Raw genomic sequence first — 21,247 nt, forward strand, 5'->3', positions numbered from 1 at the left:
GTCTCTCTCTCTGTTTCACCAGTCGCGCCGACGGCGTGTCAGCGCATCCAGGTAGGCCTTGGTGTGGACGACCTGCAGGAACAGGTCGACGACGAGCTCGTACATCGACGCGGCGGCGAGCATGTACCGCCAGCCGCGGTCGCGGACCGTCACGATCCGCTCGACGACGAAGATCGCGGTGACGGCCAGCCAGAACGGCTGGAGGCTCAGCTCGCCCCAGCCGACGGCGTAGACGATCGTGGCCAGGTAGACGTAGGTGATGATGCAGCCGAGCATCGTGAGCAGCTGGCGCCCCCAGTAGGGAGCCGTGACCCGCGTGAAGCCGTACTGCACGCAGTTCTCGACCGCTCCGCGCTTCCAGCGCAGGCGCTGACGCCAGAGGTCTCCCCAGGTCGGCATGACCTCGGTGACGAGGGTGCAGCCGGCGGGGCTCAGCACGTCGTAGCCGAGGTGGCGGATCGCGAACGTGAGCTCGTTGTCCTCGGTGAGGACGGTGGTGTCGTAGATGCCGCCGATGCCGTCTCCGGAGGGGAGGGAGCCGGCCAGGCGGGCCGCGCTGATGCGGCGCATCACGGCGACCTGGAGCACGGCCGCGGTGCCCGTGACGACGAGGCACTTCCCGTTCAGCCGGCGCACGTCGCGGGCGTAGCGCGCGTACTCGTTGCGCTGGAGGTGGCCGACGAAGCCGCCGCCCTCGCCGCCGCGGAACACTCCTCCGACCGCGCCGATGCCGCCGTGCAGCCTGCCGCGGGCGATCTCGAGGAACCCGGAGTCGAGCGCGGAGTCGGCGTCCTGCACGAGCACCAGGTCGTCGTCCTGCAGCCCCGGGAGGACCTCGGCGAGGAACTGGTTGAGGCCGCCCGCCTTCTTGTGACTGTTCCCGACGGTGACGAACACCTCGGCGCCGTGCGCGAGAGCGATCTCGACCGTGGCGTCGGTGCAGTTGTCGGCGATGACGACGATCCGGTCCGGCGGCCAGGTCTGCCGGCGCAGGCCCTCGATCGCCGCGGCGATCCCGGCCTCCTCGTTGTGGGCGGGGAGGGCGGCGACCAGGTCGCCGATGCGCGACGAGGCGCGGCGGCCGCTGCGGGGGCGCGTGCCGCGGATCGGAGTGGATGCCGGAGGGAGCCGGTCGGCGTCGACGGCGGGGAGCCCGGTGCGCTCGAGGACCGCAGTGGGGGCCGGCGGACGCTCGAGCAGCGCGGTCGGGGCGGCCGAGCGCTCCAGGAGCGCGGTCGGGGCGGCCTTACGCTCCGGGACGGCGGTAGCGGCGGACGAACGCTCGACCACGGCGGTCGGCGCGGCCGGACGCTCGTTCATCGCGGCCCGACGCTCCAGCACCGCGGTCGGGGCGGCTGGGATCGTCACCGCTCCAGCGGGGATCGTCACCGCTCCGGCAGGCAGCGCGGACGCGAGGCGGCGCGGAGCGGAGACCCGCTCGCGCCCGGAGCGGGCGGCACGGCGTCCCGAGAGCGGGCGCGAGGCCGTCTCGTCGTGCGCCTCCCAGGTCGCCCGGCGACGGGGAGCCGTCGGCTCGTCCGCGCCGTGGCCGGGCTGTGTGCTCATGACTGTTCCTCTCCGCGGCCGGGGGCCGATGTGCGCTGATGAGCGCCCGCGCGGAACGGAGGTCGTCGCCGGGGTGGGCGCGACCCGAGTGAGGAACGGCGTCCGACGGGGGGATCGGAGCAGGGCCTGACAGAGGACAGCATCGGGGGGTGCTGCGATCAACCTAGGGGCACGGAGATGATGGAAGCAAGCAAAATTTGTCACCCTAAAGGGGCTGTACAAGGTCCTTGCGGCTTCTTCGTCTTCGTCGTAGTTGATCCCTCGCCTCGCTGAGCCTCCTCCACACCCGGCGCACCCCTCTCCGCTCGGCCCCGCGGCGGGCCGTTCGGGGGTCGGCGGCGCTCTTGTGCGCCGAGCCGCCGGGGTCCACCATCGAGCGACGGCCCCCGCCCGGGGCGGCCGCACCCGACGGGTCAGGGGCGCCATGCGGTCGCGAGGTCTGCTCTTCTGCCTGATCCCGCCGATCCTCTGGGGCGGCATGCTGCCGGTCGCGGACAGCATCGCGGCGACGGTCGACTCCTTCTTCATGACTCTCATCCGCTACACCGCCGCCGCGGTCGTCCTCGCCCTGCTGCTCGCCCGGGCGGAGGGGCTCCGCGCCTTCCGGCTCGACGGCCGCGGGTGGCGGCTGGCGCTGCTCGGCGCCTCCGGATTCGCCGGCTTCGGACTGCTCGCCTTCACGGCTCTGCGGTTCACCTCGGCCCCGAACGTCAGCCTGATGATGGGGATGATGCCCGCGATCGGCGCGGTGCTCGCGAGCATCGGCGCGCGTCGCCTGCCGCCGGCCGCCACCGTCGGCTGCATCCTGCTCGCGCTCGCCGGAGTCGCGCTCGTCGTCACCCGCGGCGACGTCGCCCTCCTCCTCGACGGCGAGCTGGGGTTCGGCGAGCTGCTCGCCCTGCTCGGCGCGATCTGCTGGGTCGTCTACACGCGCGGAGCCGCGGCCTTCCCCGGCTGGTCGGCGCTGCGGTACTCGACGCTCACCACCGCGCTCGGCTGCCCCTCGATCGCCGTCGCGGTCGCCGTGGCGACAGCCACCGGCTCCGCGCGCCCGCCGACCGGTGCCGAGGTGCTCGCGGCCTGGCCGCAGCTGGCCTACCTGATCCTCCTGGCCGGCGTCGTCGCCGTGCTGCTGTGGAACACGGGCATCAAGCTGCTCGGCGCCCTCAACGGCACGCTCTTCCAGAACCTCGTCCCGGTGACGACCTTCGCGATCAGCATGGCGGGCGGCTACCGGCCGGGGCCCGTCGCCCTGCTCGGCGCGGCCATCGTCGTGACGGCGCTGCTGCTCAACAACTGGGCGACGCGGCGCGCGGCCGCGGTCGCCGCGCGTCCCGCGGCGGTGCCGGCTCCGGTGCGCTGAGCGCACCGCGGGAGCCTCCCGCTCGGGGCGGTCACTGGTCGGAGTTGCCGGCCCAGCCGACGGAGCCCTGCGCCTCCTCCTTGCTGATCGGGGACACGGTGCCGCAGTGCGAGCACTCGAGCAGGTAGCGGGTCGAGACGGTCAGGACGGGGACGAAGAAGAGCGAGAGGCGCGTCCGGCGGCGGAGGATCCGCTGCTCGTCGCGCTGCCCGCAGACGCGGCAGACGAAGACGAGCGTGCGGAGGAGGTCCTCGACGGCTCGGGTCCCGAAGATGAGGAGCATGCGTCCGAGCGTAGGGAGCAGGGCGCGCTCGGCGGAGGGGGTTGCCGGGGCGCCGTCGCCGCGAAGCGCCGGGCGCAGACGACCACGGCGAGCGCCGTCTCGAGCAGGTCGCCGCCGTAGAACAGCAGGAGCGCCGCCTGGCGTCCGGTCTCGTCCGGAGCCTCCGCGTAGAGCACGGTCGCGAGCAGCCCGTGCGCGGCGATGCCCGCTCCGAGCACCCCCAGGCGCAGGCCGAACGGGGCGCGGTGCGGGTTCGGATCGACTCCGGCGAGCGCCGCCGTCATCAGGCAGCCGCTGAGGAGGAAGTGCACGCTGAGCGCGAGGTGCAGCAGCGGGTCGGCGTGCGCGGCGGCGAGCAGTCCGGTCGCGTGCACGAGCCAGAGGGAGCCCGTCGAGAGCAGGAGCGCCGCCACGGGGTGGGCGAGGAGACGGGCCGGGCGGCTCCGGAGCAGCCGCGAGAGCCGCCGGGCAGCCGTGACGTCGAGCGCCCGCAGGGCCAGGGTGACGGGGGCCGAGAGCACCAGGAGGAGCGGCGCGAGCATCCCGAGGACCAGGTGCGTCAGCATCGCCCCGCGCGGGTCCGCCTGCGACCACTCCGCGAGCGGACCCGCGAAGCAGAGCGCCGCGGTCGCGAGCCCGCCGAGGAGCAGGGCGGTGCGGTGGAGCGGCCACGGCCGTCCGCGCCGCCGCTCGAGTGCCGCGGCGCCCCCTCCGAGTGCCGCCGCCGCGGCCAGCGGGACCAGGAGCAGCAGGCCCGGGTCGAGCAGGGAGTGGTCGGCGTGCGGGGTCACGCCGTCGCGCGCCGCCGCCGAGGCAGGAGGAGCAGGCCCGCCGCCAGCAGCACCGCTCCGGAGGCGATCCAGACGGAGTCGTAGAGCAGCAGGTCGACGTCGTAGCGCACCTGGTGCACCCGGAGCAGCTTGTGGTCGACGACTCCGTCCCACAGCTGGAACAGCGCCGCCCCCGTGAGCCCCGCGGCCCACGCCGTGCGCGGACGCAGAGCGGATCGGCGCCGGGCGTCGGCGAGCAGGAAGCCGCCGCCGACGAGCGCGAGGATCTCGGCCGCGTGCAGCAGCCCGTCCGAGAGAAGGCCGATCGCCGGAGTGGAGCGGTCGTAGAAGTGGTGCCAGGCGAGGATCTGGTGGAAGACGATCTCGTCGACGGCCGCCATGAGGCCGACTCCGATCAGGAAGGCGCCCTGGAACGCCCTGTCGCCGCGGAGTCCCCGGCCGCTCCGCCGCATCCGGTCCCCTCCCGATCGAGTGCCGGGGCCCCGGGATCCCGAGACCCCCGCGCCTCCTCCCGAGGCCCCGCCACCAGGGAAGCGGACGCCCGGATCGCGGCCTAGAGGGTTGACTCCTCGCGCCCGCGCCGGTCGTGCTGCCCCTCCGCTACGGGCTGGGCCGACGAGGCGCAACCCCGCGCGAGGGGCGCTCCCGTTCGGGAGAGTGGAGGCATGCAGCAGCTGACCTACGCCTCCAAGAGCTTCGTGACGACCGACGCCGTGACCGAGGCCCTCCTCGACCTGGTGACCGCGATCGACCGCCAGGAGCACTCCGAAGCGGTCACGGTCCCGGCGTTCACCGAGGACGGCGAGCTCATCGAGGCGAAGATGACCCTCGACGCGAGCAGCGAGCTCGTCGCCGTCCCCGTCGAGGTCTCCATCAAGGACGAGGAGTCGACCACCGGCGCCGTCGAGGCCGCCGTCGAGGACATCCGCTCCCGCATCAAGAGCAACCGCGCCACGATCGCGCGCCCCGTGATCGACGAGGACCCGGAGCCCTACAACTACGAGGAGTTCTGAGCCGCGCCTGCGGGCCTTCACGCCTCCGCACTGAGGTGCCTGGATCTGCTCGCGACACGCCGGAACTGCCAGCCGATCCGGGCACCTCAGCGGCCGCCCTCCCACATCAGTCGAAGAAGTCCGCATCAATCTCGACCGCTGTGTACGTCTCCTTCACCTGGACGCCCACTCGGTACTTGATCATCAGCCCCACGAGACGCTCTCCGTCGATGAGGACGACGCGGGACTGGACTGCGTTGGCGTAGCTGGTTGCAGCCGGGGTGAATGCGGACGTAGTCAGAAATACTCCCCTTGAAGCACCAAAACCGTGCAGAGCTCCGACGAAAGCCTGAATCGTCTCCCGGCTGATATTGCTCCCAGCCCGGTATCTCTTCGCCTGAACGTAGACGCGTTCCAAGCCAAGAGCATCCTGGTCGATGACGCCGTCTACTCCGCCGTCCCCGGTACCGCCGATGCGCTTGCCTCGCTGCTCAGCCCCTCCGTAGCCCATCGCAAGCAGCAGATCGACGACAGCCTGCTCGAAAAAGTCAGGGTGACTATCGCGAAGCCGGGCGAGAAGCTCCTCACCGACCTCTGCCTCGATACGCGAGATCGCGTCCTCGATCTGCTCGACGGGATCCAGCACCTGCGTGTCCAGCGGATGATCGACCGCTTCGCTCTCGCTGACCCGCTGCTTCTCTACATCCTTCGGCCAGAAGGGGGCGAAGATCTGACGCGCACTCGCGTAGTCGAACCCACCGGCATGGCGAGCGAGGGCCTCACGACCGTCGGCCGTTATTGAGTAGTGGCCTCTCAGCGGACGCTCGATCCATCGGGCTTTCATCAAGTTCGAGAGGGCCCAGCCGATCCGTTGGGTATACCGAAGGCCACCCGTCCGCAGGGTTTCCGCACGGGCCCTCGGTGTGAGCGCCAGAACATCTGCCGCTCTTCCGAACACGTCCTTCCGATGGAGCACATCGCCCGACTCCAATATCTGGAGTACCGGAACCACGAATACGGGCCAGATCGGAACATCCGAGCCTGGTTCTTCTTCCAGTGCAGTCATCCGTTCATGGTGCACCACTCTGCCCCCGACAGTCGCATCGTCGACGGTTGAGGCGGTCTTGCTCCAACTGCTGGCCGCCCACTCAGAGGGCCGCGCCTCAGGCGGCTTTGCCTTCCTGTCGTACCCCGGAGGCCGCGCAGAACTTTCTAAGCCTGAACTGATCTCTCCGCACAGCAGAGCTCAGGGTCGCTCGGCTCTCGATCTAACTTCAACGAGGACCCCTGAACGAGCTGCGCCTCTTGACCGGCGGCGCAGCAGGGAGTCGGATGAGGGCGTGCGCGCGCTGGTCCCCGTCTCCGATCCGTGGTCCGTCGATGGGAGCGGGCGGACGGACGACGGGCCAGTCGACGACCTCTCGGTCCGCGCCGAGCGGGACGCCGGCTCGTACTCGGTCCGCACGCTGCGGCTGACCGGTGTCCGCCTCGGGCCGCGGGGCTCGGTGCACGGAGTGGTCACCGACCCGGGCGCGACGGCCGCGCTCGCGATCGGCTCGCTCCTCCTCTCGGCCATCCCCGCCGGCCTGCCCGGGGACCGGACGCGAGCGGCGATGGCGGCGGCGGAGGCGCGGGCTCAGGAGCTGGCCGCCGACCGGCCCGCGTGGGACGTGAGCGCCCTCCCCCTCGACGGGATCGACTACGCCCTGTTCACCCGGACCCTGCCCGAGGGCGCCGTCGCGCACGCCGACCTCGGCTGGGCCGTCGTCGCGCTGTGGAGCACGGGACCGCTCCCCGCGGGCCCCTTCCACCTGCTCGAGATCCCCGACGAGCCCGTCCCGCGCTGAGTCACCCGGATCGGCCCGCGGCACGCCGCAGCGGGGAGCCGATCCGGGCGACGCAGCGAACGGGTCCGCGCACTCAGCGCGGGGTCACGCGCCCGCGACCGTGGAGCCGCGCACCAGCAGCTCGGTCGGCAGCAGCGTCACGCGCTGCACCTCCTCGCCGGCCAGGAGGCGCACCAGCACGTCCGCCATCGCCTCGCCGAGGCCCGTGGAGGGCTGGCGCACCGTGGTGAGGCGCGGCTCGCTCGCCTCGGCGAAGTAGTCGCCGTCGAATCCCGCGAGCGCGATGTCGCCCGGCACCGTGAGGCCGCGCTCGCGCAGCGCCGTCAGGGCGCCCGCCGCCATCTGGTCGTTGGAGGCGAAGACCGCGTCGATCGGCCGGCCGGAGTCGAGCAGGCGGCGCATCGCGGTCGCGCCGTCCTCGGGCGAGTAGTCGCCGTACTCGACGAGCGAGTCGTCGAGGCCCGCGGCGGTGACGGCCGAGCGCCAGCCGGACAGGCGGTCGATCGCGGCGGGCATGTCCTGGCGGCTCGCGATCATCGCGGGGGCCGTGCGGCCGAGGCCCAGGAGGTGCTCGGTGACCGTGCGCGCCGCTCCGGTGTTGTCGACGTCGACGAAGTAGCTGCCGCCCTCCTCCGTCAGCGGCCGCCCGCCGAAGACCACGGGGAGCGAGGCGCCGAGCTGCGCGTAGGAGTGGTCGCCGCTGTGGTGCGAGACGACGAGCGCGCCGTCGACGTTGCCGCCGAGCAGGTAGCGCCGCGTCTTCTCGGGCGCCGCCTCGGACGCGATCACGATGGTGAGCGTGTACTCGGTGCCGGCGAAGGCCATCGCGGCGCCCTGCACGACCGAGGCGAGGAACGGATCCGCGAACACCTTCGCCGCCGACTCCGGCACCACGAGCGCGACGGTCTGCGTGCGGCGGCTGGCGAGGGAGCGCGCGGCGCGGTTGGGCACGTAGCCGAGCTGCTCGATCGCGGCGAGCACGGCCGTCCGGGCGCCGTCCTTCACGCGCGGGGAGTCGTTGACGACCCGGCTGACCGTCGCGCGGGAGACTCCGGCCAGCGCGGCGACGGCTTCGAGGGTCGGGGCGGCCGAGGCGGTGTCGTGGGTCATGCGGGCCTTCCTCGCGGGTGCCTCCGAGGCTAGCCGAGCGCCGGAGGAGTGGGCTCGTGCGGGGCGTCCGCGGCGTGAAGGGGCGCGGATCGCGGCCATTCGGGGGTGATGCGGGGCGGCGGAGCGGGCCGGCGGAGTGAGTCCGCGGCCTGCGAGGGCGCGGATCGAGGCCGTTCGGGGTGGCGCGAAGCGGTCGGGGGCGCTGCCTCGGCGATCACCGGCGCGACCGGCGCGCGGCGATCGATCGCACACTGGCGGAGGCCGGGAGCCTCGCGCCCGTCAGCGCCCGCGGCGGAAGCGCGCGAGGAGTCTCCGGAGCCGCTCGGCCTGCCGGTCGGTGAAGTCGTTCGACAGACGGAACGCCTCGCTCGTCGGATCCGCTCCGTTCGCGACATCGCGGATGGCGCGCAGCGCCTGCTCGGACGGCGTCGGCCCGTCCCCCGGACGCGGCTGCGCGGGCCCGCTCGAGGGGTCCTCGTCGCGCGGGTCCTTCGGCTCCATGTCGCCTCCTCCGCGCCAGCCTAGGCGGCGGGAGGCCGGGCCAGGAGGCCCGAACGGGGCGTGATCGACGGGATCCTGCGCGGCAGCGGTCGGGATGAGCCGAGCACGACGAACGGCCGAGCCGAGAACCCGCCGACCGCTCAGTCCACGGCCCGATCCCTCCCCGCAGCCCCCGACCCCCGGACCCGGAGCGCCACGGCCCCGGGCCCGAGGCCCCCGTCCCGCGGTCCGATGTCCCCCGACCCGGTCCGGCGGGAGTCTCCGGGCCTCAGCCCTTCACCGCTCCGCTCATGATGCCCGCGATGAGCTGACGTCCGGCGAGCAGGAACAGCACCAGCAGCGGGATCACCGAGAGCACGGCGCCGGCCAGCACGATCGAGTAGTCGACGTAGTAGCCCGACTGCAGCTGCGCGAGCGCCGTCTGCAGCGTCGGATTCGTGGGGCTGAGGACGATCAGCGGCCAGAGGAAGTCGGTCCACGCCATCATGAACGTGAAGAGACCGAGGATCGCCATCGCCGGTCGCGCGGCCGGGACCGCGACGGTGAGGAACGTCCGGAACTGGTTCGCTCCGTCCACGCGCGCCGCCTCGATCAGCTCGTCCGGGATCACGTCGACCAGGTACTGCCGCATGAAGAACACGCCGAACGCGGTGACCAGCGTCGGCACGATCACGGCGCCGAGCGAGCCGGTCCAGCCGAGCTGCCGCATCAGGATGAACAGCGGGATGATGCCCAGCTGCGTCGGGATCGCCATGGTCGCGACCACTCCGATCATCAGGCCGTCGCGCCCGCGGAACCGCAGCTTCGCGAAGGCGTAGCCGGCGAGCGTCGAGAACGACACGACCGACAGCGTGATGATCCCCGAGACGATGACGCTGTTCAGCAGCGCCGTCCAGAACGGGATCGCCGTCAGCACCTGCGACGCGTTGGCGAGGAAGTTGCCGCCCGGGATGAGCGGCAGGGTCTCGCTGCGGGTCGCGTTCGAGCCGCTCGCCACGACGAACGACCACCACAGCGGGTAGGTCGAGCCGAGGATGAAGGCGCTCAGCAGCCCGTAGGTGAGGAAGCCGGGCCGGTCGACGCGGCCGGCGCGGGAGGCGCGGACGCGGCGCACCGGGAAAGCGGCGGAGGTGGCGGGGGCGGTCATCGCTCGCTCTCGTTCTGGCCGAGGCCGGTGGTGGTGAGCAGGGGGTCCGCGGCGGCGATCTCGTCGGCGGTCGCGGGGCGGGCGGAGCGGCGCTTCGAGCGCTGCGAGATCCGGTTCTCGACGGAGGCGATCCGCCGCGAGATCGCGAAGTTCAGCAGGCCGATCAGCACGATCAGGAGGAACAGCAGCCACGCGATGGCGGCCGCCTCGCCGAAGTTCTGGCGGAAGAACGCCATCTCCCAGAGGTAGAGGACGGTGGTCTGGAACTGCCGGTCCGAGCCGCCGATGCCGCCCGCGTTCGACACGTCGAACAGGCGCGGCTCCGCGAAGATCTGCAGGCCGCCGATGGTGGCGGTGATGATCACGAAGATCAGGGTCGGCCGGATGCTGGGGATCGTGATCGAGCGGAAGCGGCGGAACGCGTTCGCCCCGTCGATCGCGGCCGACTCGTGCAGCTCGCGCGGCACGGCCTGCATGGCGGCGAGGAGGATGAGGGCGTTGTAGCCGGTCCAGCGCCAGTTGACCATCGTCGCGATCGCGACGTGGCTGGCGAGGCGGTCGTTCGTCCACTCGATCGGGCTGATGCCCACCAGGCCGATCAGGTTGTTGATCAGGCCCTCCTGGTCGCTGAACACGCTCGAGAAGATCAGCGCGACCGCGACCGGCGAGACGATGTACGGCAGCAGGACGCTCATCCGCCAGAAGGTGCTGGCCCGCAGCGCCTGGTCGAGGGCGGCTGCGAGCAGCAGCGCGACGGCGAGCTGCGGGATCGTGGAGAGCAGGAAGATGCTCAGCGTGTTGACGATCGAGTTCCAGAAGAAGCGGTCGCCGAGCACGGCCGCGAAGTTCGCGAACCCGACGAAGTCGCCCTGGCCCTGCAGCAGCTGCCAGTCGTAGAGCGACACGACGAGCGTGTAGACCAGCGGGAACGCTCCGGTGAGCGCGAAGAGCAGGAAGAACGGCGAGATGTAGAGGTAGGGCGAGGCCTTCACGTCGAAGCGGCTCGCGCGCTGGCGGAAGGTCAGCGGGAGTCGGGGCGCCGGGCGCCGCTTCCCCGCGGGGGGCGTCGCCGTGGCCGGCGGGGTGAGTGTGCTCGTCATGGCGCTCTCTTCGAGGTCGAGTCGGAGTCGGAGGGGATGCGGCGGGGCCGGAGTCTCTCGTGCGGCGGGGCCGGCCGGGAGGAGTCGCGGGCAGCGGGGCCGGAGAGGCCTCGGCCGGCGGGCGGCAGCGTTTCTCCCGGCGGCGAGGTGGCCCGGGATGCGGGCGGCCCGGCCGCACGGGGACCGGGAGGTCCGGTGGCGGCCGGACCTCCCGTGATGGTGGGGCCTCGTCCCGGAGGGGTCAGCCCCCGGGCGTCGGCCCGACCGGATCAGTCGACGAGCTCGCCGAGGAGCTGGAGCGCCTCGTTCCAGCCCTCCTTGCCGTCGATCTCGCCGCGGTCGACCTTCTGCAGGACCGGTCCGAAGACGTTCTCCTGGATCAGCGAGTCGTCCGGGCCCTTGTACTGGGCGACGACGCCCTCGGCGCGCTGCGCGAGGATCGCGCCGGTCGGGGAGTCGTTCATGCCGGGGTCGGGAGCGGCCGCCGAGGCGAGCTCCTTCTGCGCGTCGAGGGTGCTCGGGAACGGTCCGGCCGCCTCGAACGCCTTCAGCTGCTGCTCCGGCTCGCTGAGCCACGACGCCAGCGCGGCGGCCTCGGCGGGGTGCTTCGACTGGGTCGGGACGGAGAGGAACGAGCCGCCCCAGTTGGCGGGGCCGCCGGGGAAGACGTCGGCGAAGTCCCAGCCGGTGGCCTCGGCGTTCCCGCCGCCGGCCTCGACGTTGCTCTTCAGCGTGCCGAACATCCAGCCCGGGCAGACGAAGGTGGCGAAGGTCTGGTCGGTGAACGACTTGCCCTTGTTCCAGTCCCACGCCTTCTGCGCGGCCGAGAGGCCGGAGGCGGTGGCGTCGGTCAGCTGGCCCCAGCGCTCCTCGAGCTCCGGGTTGCCCTCGACGTTCAGCTCGCCGTCGGAGGTGTAGTACCCCTCGGGCAGCTGGTTGACCATGGCGTTCCAGACGAATCCGGAGTGGTCGAACCACGCCTTGCCGGTGGCGTCGTGGTACTTCTGGCCGGCGGCGAAGTAGTCGTCCCAGGTCGCGTCCGGTCCGCCGAGCATCTCGGCGACGGCGGCGCGGTCGGTGGGCATGCCCGCTGCCTCGAAGGCGGCGGTGTTGTAGCAGAGACCCTCGGGTCCGATGTCGGTGCCGTAGCCGATGACGCGTCCCTCGGGGTCGGTCGCCTGCTCGTACTTCCAGTCGACCCAGTCGGCCTTGCGGTCCTCGATGCCGTGGTCGCGCAGGTCGACGAACTGGTCCGAGACCTCCATGACGGAGCCGAGCCAGCCCTCCTCGATGGCGACGACGTCGGCGAGTCCGGAGCCGGCGGCGAGCTTGGTGAACGCGTCGGTCCGCGCGTTGCCGCCGGTGTCGATGTTGTTCGGGACGATGGTGATCCCCGGGTTGGCGTCCTCGTACTCGCCGTAGAGCTCGTCGAAGCCCATGGCGTTGAACGTGGTGACGGTCAGCTCGATCTCGCCGCCCTCGGAGGCGTCGGATCCCGACGAGCATCCGGTGACGATCAGGGCGAGGGCCGAGGCGCCGGCGATCGCCGCGGCGATCCTGGTGCGTCGTGAATAGGGCACGGTCACTCCTTCGTGATGGTGGTGGGGCACCCCTGCGAGCGCTCTCACGCGTGCTGTTCCGCGTATGTGAGAGCGCTCTCACGAGGTGTGCGGCGAGCTTACGCACGCCCCCGCGGAGAGGTCAAGCGTTTTCGAGAGAGCGCTCTCATCGAATTGATGGTCCGCGCCCAGCCGCGCGCCTCCCCGCCGCCCTCGCCCCACGAGAACGCAGAAGTCGCGGTACTCGAACGCGAGTACCGCGACTTCTGTGCACTCACCGCCCCGTGCCGATCGAGTAGCGGCTACTCGACCAGCAGGGCCGCCCTCAGCCCACCAGCACCGCGAAGCCCTGCGCGGGCAGCTGCACGGACACGGCTCCGGACGGCGACGTCTCGCTCACGAGCGCTCCGTCCTGCGAGTAAACGCGCAGGGTGCCGGAGCCGCCCGAGACGCCGATCGCCGTGGTGCGCACCCCGTCGGTGGAGTTGCGGATCAGCTCGGTGCGGCCGCCCTCTCCTCCGACCACGAGGCGCGTGACCAGAGGTCGCACCAGCATGGCGTCGAGGCGGGTCGACCACGCTGAGCACCAGCACGCGGCCGCGCTCGGCGAGCACCCGCTCGACCCCCGAGATGAAGGAGGGGAAGAACGGGTCGGCCGCGATGACCGCCGGGTCGCGCGCCACGACGAGGCCCACCGCGAAGGAGACGCTGGTGGAGAGGGAGCGGGCCGTGAGGCTGGGCCGATAGCCGAGCTCGGCGGCGACGCGGAGGATCCGCTCGCGGGAGTCGGGCGAGACGCCCGGCCGGTCGTTGAGCGCGAACGAGACGAACGCCTTGCTCACGCCGGCCTCGCGCGCGACGTCGAGGATCGTCGGTCTGCCCGCCATGGGAGCTCCTTCGCTCGTCGCCGCATCTGAACCGGTTTTGTAAACCGGTTCAGAGCGTGTAGCAGGGAGGCGGGCGGAGGAGAAGAGGGAGGTGGGTGAGGCGGTGCACGTGCCACCTGGAGCCTGTTTCCCGCCTGTCCCCGGTGCTGGGACGTGCACGCGTCGGCCGGTCGCTACGGTGTCGGACGCCTGTGCATGGGCGCCCGGGATGGCCGCCGAGCGAGTGGCTCCAGGCCGCTCACGGAACCGTCGAGCGACGGAGTCTGAGAGCCCTCCGCGTCCCGACTCCGGCGCGTCCGCCTGGTGCTGGAGTGTCCCGGTGCCCGGTGACCCCGCAGGCACTCCCCCGACCCGAGAGAGAGAACGATCATGGCCCGCCCCCACTCCGCCAGCCGCACCACGAGCGAGCAGCGCACCGAGCACGCCGAGCAGTACTCGGCCGGAGCGCGCTACGCGTCGGAGGCGTTCGGCACGTTCCTCCTGGTCGCCGGCGGCGTCGGCACCGCGGTCTTCGCCTCCGCCTTCCCCGACTCCGGCAACGCGCTCGGAGTCGGCTTCCTCGGCGTCGCCCTCGCCTTCGGCCTCACCGTGATGGCCGGCATCTACGCCGTCGGCCACATCTCCGGCGGCCACTTCAACCCCGCCGTCAGCATCGGCCTCGCCATCGCCGGCCGCACCGAGTGGAAGCACATCCCCGGCTACATCGTCAGCCAGATCCTCGGCGGACTCGTCGGAGCCGGAATGGTCTTCCTCGTCGCCGTCGAAGGCCCGGCCGGCTACCTTGCGGCCGCCCGCGACTCCGGCTTCGCCTCCAACGGCTACGGCGATGGCTCCCCCGGCGGCTTCGGCCTCGGCGCGGTCCTGCTGACCGAGATCGTCCTGACCGCCGTCTTCGTCGCCGTCATCCTCTCCGTCACCGCCAAGAGCGAGTACAAGGCCGTCGCGCCGCTGGCCATCGGCTTCACGCTGACCCTCGTGCACCTGATCAGCATCCCGGTGAGCAACACGTCGGTGAACCCGGCGCGGTCGATCGCTGCCGCGGTGTTCGCGGGGCCGGACGCGCTGGGGCAGCTGTGGGTGTTCCTGGTCGCGCCGATCGTGGGTGCTGCGATCGCAGGGGTGGGGACGAAGGTGCTGAACCGGCGGAAGTAAAGATTTCAAGGGGAGCGTCGCGACGGCGGCCCCCCTCACAGAAGGCCACACGGACGCTTCCGATGCGTCCTGAGGGACAGTCGGGAGGCAGGCGCTCCCTCAGCAAGATGGCGGTGTTGGCAGAGCGATCAGGATCCGGCCGAATCGGCTGATGCAACACGCGAAGGCACCGACCCGCCCCTCGGCTCACTCAAGTCACCTCATCACCCCAAAGCGCTCGACCGCGGTCTTGCTCCACGGGGTCACGACTCAGAACCTGCAGCTGTCGAATTCCCCCGGGAACGGGCGCGTTGACCCCTACCCAAGCGCAACGATCTACCGAACGTGCGCCAGAGCCCAAACACTGTGGTGCTTCTCCGCCCCCCGCCGAACCCAGAGCGAGACATCCCACCACGAGACACCTTCCCGAGACGAACGTACGCCCAAAGACCCGAGGAGCGCTCGGCTTCGTCTGCGTAGCAACCGCGTGTCCCAGGAAGCTAATGTTTCTTGGTACGCGCATCGTCTCGGTGACCGATCCCCTTACCAGACAGTGCACAAGCGACCACAGCGCGTCGCTCTCATCTGCCCAGAACGCGCATCCGGTGCCTCCGCACCTGCTCTACCAACGACCTAGAGCGCAAGTGACCGCCGGTAACATGATCTCGACGTAGCGCGTGCCTGATGAAGGACGACAGGGTGCGCTACGAGTCGCTGTTCGCTCGGGGCAGCACGTGTGAGAGTAGGCACCAATGGCGAGGCTTAGCCTTAAAGCGGTCGAGGAGCGCGTCGCACCCCTGGCCGGTCAGGAGACTTACGACCGGGAGTTCATCTTTGATCTGCTGCTCAGCTTTGGGAAGCCACAGGGCAACGTCACGCGACTGCGTAACGGATCGTTGAATATCGCAGTCGACCCCTCGACCGAGGTCGCGCAAAAGAACGTCGTCTACTTTAAGGAGACGAGCGGCGATACGCTGGAGGTACTCCAGGAGCTCAGAACTTCGGCAGCCGTTGTCCGCTTCAACACTCGCTTCGTGATCGTCACGGACTACGCAGACGTGGTCGCCCACGACAGCAAAACGAACGAGACGATCGGCTTCCCAATCCGGGAGATCGACCAGCACTTCACCTTCTTCCTCCCATGGGCCGGCATGGAGAAGACGCAATACCTCGCCGAGTCCCACGCCGACATCAAGGCTGCCGAGCGAATGGGCAAGCTCTTCGACGAACTGCTGCAGGCAAACCCTGGGATTTTTGACGACGAGCGCGGACGCCACTCGCTCAACGTCTTCTTCACGCGGCTTCTGTTCTGTTTTTTCGCCGAGGACACCGGTATCTTCGACGACAACCAGTTCACCACCGCCGTAAGCTCGCAGACGCAGTCCGACGGTTCGGACCTGGCAGAATTCCTGGCTGATCTATTCGACGCGCTCGACACCGAAGACCCAGCCGTCAGGCCGAAGCGCCTCGCAAAATTCCCATATGTGAACGGACGGTTGTTCACGATCACGGAGAACCAGACCGTGCCCCGCTTTACGAAGCGCGCGCGCGACGAGTTGATCGCCTCAGGCAAGCTCGTCTGGCGCGATATCAATCCCGATATCTTCGGCTCGATGTTTCAGGCAATCGTGACACCGGGCAAGCGCAGCGACCTAGGCCAGCACTATACCTCGGTGCCGAACATTCTAAAGACGATCGAGCCCTTGTTCCTAGACGACCTGAAAACGGAACTGAACGAGGCCCACGACAGCGAGCGGCGGCTCCTCCGCCTTCTAGACCGCATAACGGCGATCAAAGTATTCGACCCCGCTTGCGGGTCGGGCAACTTCCTTGTCATCGCATACAAGGAGCTTCGCAAAGTCGAGCACGCGATCCTCGAGCGACTCGCCGAACTGAGCTCCTCCCATCAGGTGCTATGGGCAGACTCGAAGATCAATATCGAAAACTTTTTCGGCATCGAGATCGACGACTTTGCCGTCGAGGTCGCGGTATTATCACTGTGGATCGCCAAGCATCAGATGAACCGAGAGTTTCGCGAGAAGTTCCGCGTCGAGATTTCCCTAATTCCGCTCAAGGAGACCGGCCGAATCAAGGCTGGCAACGCCACACGGGTGGACTGGAACGAGGTGTGCCCGAACGACTCCGGGACCGAAATTTACCTAATCAGCAATCCGCCCTATGTTGGGTCGAGCATGCAAACGACGGAGCAGAAGAGCGAGTTTTCTGCGGTTTTCGGGCGACGCGTCTTTTCCAGGAATCTTGATTACATCGCGCTGTGGTTCATCAAGGGTTCGGATTATATTCGCGGCACGCGAGCGCAACTCGCTTTCGTTACGACGAACTCAGTCGCTCAGGGGGAGCATGTGAGCCTCATGTTCCCAACTATTTTCAGTATGGACATCGAAATTGGGTTTGCTTACACCTCCTTTAAATGGGAGAACAACGCGAAGCATAATGCCGGTGTAACGGTTGCGGTTATCGGTCTTCGGAATAAATCTGACAAACAGAGGTATGTCTACAGCAATCAACTTCAAATCGCCGCGAAGAACATCAACGGCTACCTTGCCGATGGGCCTTCGATCTCGATGTCACGGCGCATGCGGCCGCTTGCGGTTGGGTTACCACCCATGGCGTTTGGGTCGAAACCCTCCGATGGAGGTTGGCTCATCCTCGACGAAGGACAGCGGCGCGAAATGCTTTTCGCTGATGCAAGAGTCGCCCGATTCATTAAGAAGTACGTTGGTTCTGAGGAGCTGATTAATGGCAAGCTACGCTACTGCATTTGGGTTGAAGACAATGAGGCAGAGATTGCTATGGCAATTCCTTCGCTGGCCGAAAGATTCGACCATGTGCGGAGTGATCGACTCGGGAGCAAAGCACTCAGCACAGTCGATTCCGCGGACTACCCCTACAGATTTAAGCAACGCAGCTACCGGGCAAGTCCATCGGTATTAGTGCCGGCAGTCTCATCGGAAAACAGGGACTACATTCCTCTGGACTATGCAGGACCTGAAGTGGTCGCGAACAACCGAGTTTACGCAGTCTACGAGGCCGCCCCATGGGTGTTCTCAATACTGATGTCTAGGATGCATATGAGCTGGACTCGGGCTGTTTCGGGGCGTCTTGAAACTCGATTCTCATATGGAAACACGATCGTCTACAACAATTTTCCCGTCCCGGCGCTGTCGGATGCAATGAAGGAGAAGCTGACGGTCGCTGCGCTTCGGGTGCTTGACGTGCGTGAGTATCACTGTGAGCAGACGCTGGCTGAGCTCTACGATCCAGACAAGATGCCGCAGGACCTGCGCGAAGCTCACGCGGCGATCGACGCATTAGTTGACTCGATCTACTCGAAGCGGCCGTACGCGACGGACGAGCTTCGTCTCTCTGACCTGTTCGCGATGTACGAGCGCATGACTGCCGAGGAGGCCGTAAAGGCCTCTACGAAGAGCACCCGGAGAGCTGAGTAGTGGACGCTATCAACAAGCCTGTGAACATCGTCGATGTCACGTATGCGCAGACGAAGGCCTCAGTGAACACCGACGGGCTGGGTATGCGGGAGATGCAGCAGCGTGTCTTCGAGCACCGCAACGCCCAGCATCTGCTGGTCAAGGCTCCGCCAGCGTCGGGCAAGTCCCGCGCTCTCATGTTCGTAGCGCTCGACAAGCTGTATAACCAGGGCCGCAGGAAGGTCATTGTCGCAGTTCCTGAGCGGTCGATCGGCGCGTCGTTCGCTTCGACAAAGTTGACGAAGCACGGCTTCTGGGCCGACTGGGAGATCAAGGCCGACAACAACTTGTGCGACGCGGGTTCTTCGGCTGGCAAGGTCGGCGCGTTCATCAAGTTTCTCGAGGGGCCCCAGGCGGTGCTGGTGTGCACGCACGCGACGCTGCGCTTCGCGTTCGAGAAATTGGCACCGGAGTCATTCAACGGCACGGTGCTAGCGATCGACGAGTTCCATCACGTCTCGGCCGACACGGCATCCTCGCGGCTCGGCGCGCTGCTGCGCGACGTGATGGTCGGCTCGGATGTGCACATCGTGGCCATGACAGGGTCGTACTTCCGAGGGGACTCGGTGCCCGTGTTATCGCCGGGGGACGAGGCGAAGTTCACTCCGGTGACCTTCAACTACTACGACCAGCTCAACGGCTACGAGCACCTACACTCGCTGGGCATCGGGCACCACTTCTACCAGGGGCAGTACACCGACGTGATCCACGAGGTGCTCGACCTCGACAAGAAAACGATCGTGCACATCCCGAACGTGAACTCGGGCGAGTCTACAAAGGACAAGATCGAGGAGGTCGGCCGCATCATCGACGTGATCGGCCACGTCGAGTCGACTGATCCAGACACGGGAATCATCAGCGTGCGTCGCGAGGACACCGGCTGCATCGTGCTGGTCGCGGACCTCGTCGACGACACCGACCAGAAAAAGCGCGGCGACACGTTGCATTACCTGTCTCACACTGCGTCGAAAGAGCGCGACGGGGTCGACATCATCATCGCGCTTGGCATGGCGAAAGAGGGATTTGACTGGCCGTTCGCGGAGCACGCACTGACAGTCGGCTACCGTGCATCGCTCACCGAGGTGATCCAGATCATCGGACGGGTGACGCGCGACAGCCCCGGGAAGTCACACGCGCAATTCACGAACCTCATTGCCGAGCCGGACGCCTCACAGGGCGAGGTTAAGATCTCGGTGAATAACATGCTGAAGGCGATCACAGCCTCGCTACTGATGGAGCAGGTGCTCGCGCCAAACTTTCACTTCAAGACCAAGAAGTTCGACGACGACGAGCCGGCAAAGAAGGGGGAACTCCAGATCAAGGGATTTAAGGAGCCCTCGAGCGCCCGCGTGAAGCAGATCGTCGCATCGGACCTGAACGACCTGAAGGCGACGATTTTGCAGGACGACACCTTCGCCCGAGCCGCCGCCGGGTCGGTCGACGCAGAGACCACAAACAAGGTACTGATCCCGAAGATCATCCGGGAGAAGTACCCTGACCTCACCGAGGAGCAAGTCGAGGAGGTGCGTCAGCAGGTTGTAGTGGATTCGGTGATCAAGACCGGCGAGGTCCGCCAGGTTGGTGACAAGCGTTTCATCAAGTTGGCCGAGAAATTCGTGAACATTGACGAGCTGAACATCAACCTCATCGACTCGGTGAACCCGTTCCAGCGGGCGTTCGAGGTACTGTCCAAGTCGGTCACGCCCTCGGTGCTGCGCTTGATCCAGGACACGATCACTTCGACGAAGATCGAGTTCTCTGAGGAGGAGGCGCTGGTGCTGTTTCCGAAGATCAAGACGTGGAAGCAAGTCCACGGCAAGAATCCAGACTTCCGGTCTGAGGATCCTTTGGAGAAACGCTTGGCCGCGGCGTTGCTGTTTCTGCAGAGGCTCGCAGCACAGCGCAAGGCGGAGAGGGCCGCGTTGGGGACGGTAGTGGAATGAGCGGGAACGAGATGCTCGAACCCGAGGCTCCGCTGAGCCTCGACGACATCCTTGATGATGAGCTGCTGGCGGCGCCGGAGAAGCTGAAGAAGCTGACCTCATCGGACCGAATGGAGCGTGCATTCCTCGAGATCATCGAGTTCAGCCGAGCCGAGGGCCGTCTTCCCAGCTCACGGACGCGCGATATCGCTGAACGCAAGCTCGGGGCGCGGCTGGATGGATTCCTGGCCAACGATGCGAAAGCGGCGGCAGTGAAGCATCTCGACGAGTTCGGGTTGCTCGAATTACCGGAGGTGCCGGCGTCAATCGATGACCTGCTGGACGGCGAAGACCTCGACGACCTGCTGGGCGATGAGTCCGGGATCCTCGACGTGTCGGGGCTACCCGTCGTCAAGCGCCCCGAGTCGGCCGAGTCCGTGGCGCAACGCGTGAAAGCGAAGGACTTCGAGTCGTTCGAGCCACTGTTCAAGACAAAACACGCCGAACTCAAAGACGGCACCTTCGCCTTGAAACCGTTCACGGGCATGGACATGGTCCGGGAGGGCATGTTCTTCGTGCTCAACGGTGTGATGTGCTTCGTCGCCGACGTCGGTGAGGACGTCGACCTCGTCGTGGGCGGTAAGCGCACACAGAAGCAGCGGCTGCGCGTCGTGTTCGAGAACGGCACCGAGTCGGCCATGTACAGGCAAAGCCTGATGACACGCATGTACGAGGCGCAGGGACAGGTCCTGGCGCGCACAGGGCACGACGAGAGCGAGATCCTCGACGCGGACATCGAGAGCGGGCACATCTACGTTTTGCAGTCGATGAGCACCGACCCTCTAATCGCAAATATCAAGGACCTGCACAAGATCGGCTTCTCAACCGCGAGCGTCGAGCAGCGGGTGAAGGGGGCATCTACTTCGCCGACGTACCTGATGGCGCCGGTCAAGATCGTCGCCGACTATAGGGTCTACAACCTCAAGGCGTCAGCGTTGGAGAACCTGCTGCACCGGGTCTTCGCAGACGTCCGCTTAAACCTGACGCAGGTCGACCGAAAAGGTCGCGACTACGACCCGTCTGAGTGGTTCGTCGCGCCTCGCGACGCCATTAACCAGGCCCTCGCCATGATCATGTCCGGCGAAATCACTGAGTACGTCTACGAACGTGCGTCGCAACGCTTGGTAAGGATACAGGCGTGAGCAGTCAGCTGCTCCACGCCCGGGTTGGCATCGAAAGCTATGCCGATGGTTCGGTTCTTCATGCAGCTGGGAGGAACGACGGTCAGTGCGTCACATCCGTGGGCGCCAAGGAACGATTCTCTATCGGTTGGGTACGGGTAGCGGGTAGGCACTCTCTGGTCATGAAAACCGCGTTTGTGTTGGACGCATGGTTTTGAATCAACGAGTACGGGTCGGCGATCGGTGCCACCGCAGGTGTGGTCGCTGCTCTAGCGGCAATCGCTGCTTTGATGTCGCTTGCATGGGACAGCAAGGCTCGCTCGCAGTCAGTGATGGCGGCGGAGTTTCGGCCTCCAGT

Annotated in this window: 18 protein-coding genes and 1 pseudogene; 7 read left to right on the forward strand and 12 right to left on the reverse strand. The window is 67.8% G+C overall.

The window, feature by feature from the left end; translation table 11 throughout:
- Positions 1-15 precede the first annotated feature (15 nt).
- Positions 16-1,566 (reverse strand): glycosyltransferase family 2 protein, encoded by a 1,551-nt coding sequence (locus C5C30_RS03020; RefSeq protein WP_258065769.1) that lies wholly within the window; start codon positions 1,564-1,566, stop codon positions 16-18.
- 424 nt (positions 1,567-1,990) lie between these two features.
- Here C5C30_RS03020 and C5C30_RS03025 point away from each other — a divergent pair, with 424 nt between their 5' ends.
- Complete coding sequence (locus C5C30_RS03025) at positions 1,991-2,929, forward strand: DMT family transporter (RefSeq protein ID WP_104260538.1); 939 nt, start codon at positions 1,991-1,993, stop codon at positions 2,927-2,929.
- Positions 2,930-2,960: 31 nt separating this feature from the next.
- Here the strand turns inward: C5C30_RS03025 and C5C30_RS18210 are convergent, their stop codons facing one another.
- Genes C5C30_RS18210 through C5C30_RS03040 form a run of 3 tightly spaced genes read right to left on the reverse strand, consistent with a single transcriptional unit; the run spans position 2,961 to position 4,455 of the window.
- Positions 2,961-3,119: a hypothetical protein gene (locus tag C5C30_RS18210; RefSeq protein ID WP_374955298.1), complete on the reverse strand. Its 159-nt coding sequence runs from the start codon at positions 3,117-3,119 to the stop codon at positions 2,961-2,963.
- Positions 3,071-4,003: a cytochrome c oxidase assembly protein gene (locus C5C30_RS03035; RefSeq protein WP_104333157.1), complete on the reverse strand. Its 933-nt coding sequence runs from the start codon at positions 4,001-4,003 to the stop codon at positions 3,071-3,073. Before C5C30_RS03035 ends, C5C30_RS18210 begins: the two co-directional genes overlap by 49 nt.
- Positions 4,000-4,455, reverse strand: coding sequence for a DUF2243 domain-containing protein (locus C5C30_RS03040; protein ID WP_104333158.1), 456 nt, complete (start codon positions 4,453-4,455; stop codon positions 4,000-4,002). Before C5C30_RS03040 ends, C5C30_RS03035 begins: the two co-directional genes overlap by 4 nt.
- Before the next feature lie 213 nt (positions 4,456-4,668).
- Here C5C30_RS03040 and C5C30_RS03045 point away from each other — a divergent pair, with 213 nt between their 5' ends.
- Complete coding sequence (locus tag C5C30_RS03045) at positions 4,669-5,016, forward strand: hypothetical protein (RefSeq protein WP_104223965.1); 348 nt, start codon at positions 4,669-4,671, stop codon at positions 5,014-5,016.
- Positions 5,017-5,122: 106 nt separating this feature from the next.
- Here the strand turns inward: C5C30_RS03045 and C5C30_RS03050 are convergent, their stop codons facing one another.
- A complete protein-coding gene (locus C5C30_RS03050) occupies positions 5,123-6,061 on the reverse strand; it encodes a restriction endonuclease (protein ID WP_104333159.1) in 939 nt (312 codons plus the stop codon).
- Positions 6,062-6,335: 274 nt separating this feature from the next.
- Here C5C30_RS03050 and C5C30_RS03055 point away from each other — a divergent pair, with 274 nt between their 5' ends.
- Entirely contained in the window at positions 6,336-6,842 is a 507-nt protein-coding gene (locus C5C30_RS03055; RefSeq protein ID WP_104333160.1) for a hypothetical protein, read from the forward strand.
- An 84-nt stretch (positions 6,843-6,926) separates the two neighbouring features.
- On the opposite strand, the gene C5C30_RS03060 is transcribed toward C5C30_RS03055, so the two are convergent.
- From C5C30_RS03060 to C5C30_RS17950, 7 genes and pseudogenes are all read right to left on the reverse strand, one after another.
- Positions 6,927-7,952, reverse strand: coding sequence for a LacI family DNA-binding transcriptional regulator (locus tag C5C30_RS03060; protein ID WP_104223963.1), 1,026 nt, complete (start codon positions 7,950-7,952; stop codon positions 6,927-6,929).
- 279 nt (positions 7,953-8,231) lie between these two features.
- Positions 8,232-8,453 (reverse strand): hypothetical protein, encoded by a 222-nt coding sequence (locus C5C30_RS03065; RefSeq protein WP_104223962.1) that lies wholly within the window; start codon positions 8,451-8,453, stop codon positions 8,232-8,234.
- 268 nt (positions 8,454-8,721) lie between these two features.
- Positions 8,722-9,600 carry a carbohydrate ABC transporter permease gene (locus C5C30_RS03070; RefSeq protein ID WP_104333161.1) on the reverse strand — a complete coding sequence of 293 codons (879 nt, stop codon included), beginning with the start codon at positions 9,598-9,600 and terminating at the stop codon, positions 8,722-8,724.
- Positions 9,597-10,700: a carbohydrate ABC transporter permease gene (locus C5C30_RS03075; protein ID WP_104225835.1), complete on the reverse strand. Its 1,104-nt coding sequence runs from the start codon at positions 10,698-10,700 to the stop codon at positions 9,597-9,599. Before C5C30_RS03075 ends, C5C30_RS03070 begins: the two co-directional genes overlap by 4 nt.
- 269 nt (positions 10,701-10,969) lie before the next feature.
- A complete protein-coding gene (locus C5C30_RS03080) occupies positions 10,970-12,280 on the reverse strand; it encodes an ABC transporter substrate-binding protein (RefSeq protein WP_104224001.1) in 1,311 nt (436 codons plus the stop codon).
- Positions 12,281-12,584: 304 nt separating this feature from the next.
- Positions 12,585-12,815, reverse strand: coding sequence for a hypothetical protein (locus tag C5C30_RS17945; protein WP_258065782.1), 231 nt, complete (start codon positions 12,813-12,815; stop codon positions 12,585-12,587).
- A 190-nt stretch (positions 12,816-13,005) separates the two neighbouring features.
- Positions 13,006-13,146 (reverse strand): annotated as a pseudogene (locus C5C30_RS17950) (LacI family DNA-binding transcriptional regulator); the annotation flags it as partial.
- Positions 13,147-13,515: 369 nt separating this feature from the next.
- Here C5C30_RS17950 and aqpZ point away from each other — a divergent pair.
- The 4 genes from aqpZ (at position 13,516) to C5C30_RS03105 (ending at position 20,910) form a co-directional block, all read left to right on the forward strand.
- Positions 13,516-14,298, forward strand: a complete 783-nt coding sequence (gene aqpZ / locus C5C30_RS03090) for an aquaporin Z (RefSeq protein WP_104333163.1) — start codon at positions 13,516-13,518, stop codon at positions 14,296-14,298.
- A 731-nt stretch (positions 14,299-15,029) separates the two neighbouring features.
- Positions 15,030-17,747, forward strand: coding sequence for a DNA methyltransferase (locus C5C30_RS03095; protein ID WP_104333164.1), 2,718 nt, complete (start codon positions 15,030-15,032; stop codon positions 17,745-17,747).
- Positions 17,748-17,767: 20 nt separating this feature from the next.
- Positions 17,768-19,729, forward strand: a complete 1,962-nt coding sequence (locus C5C30_RS03100; protein ID WP_258065770.1) for a DEAD/DEAH box helicase — start codon at positions 17,768-17,770, stop codon at positions 19,727-19,729.
- Complete coding sequence (locus C5C30_RS03105) at positions 19,726-20,910, forward strand: GIY-YIG nuclease family protein (protein ID WP_104333166.1); 1,185 nt, start codon at positions 19,726-19,728, stop codon at positions 20,908-20,910. The genes C5C30_RS03100 and C5C30_RS03105 overlap by 4 nt, the downstream gene beginning before the upstream one ends.
- Positions 20,911-21,247: the final 337 nt, after the last annotated feature.

It is taken from the genome of Rathayibacter sp. AY2B5 (assembly GCF_002931645.1).
Classification (GTDB): Bacteria; Actinomycetota; Actinomycetes; order Actinomycetales; family Microbacteriaceae; genus Rathayibacter.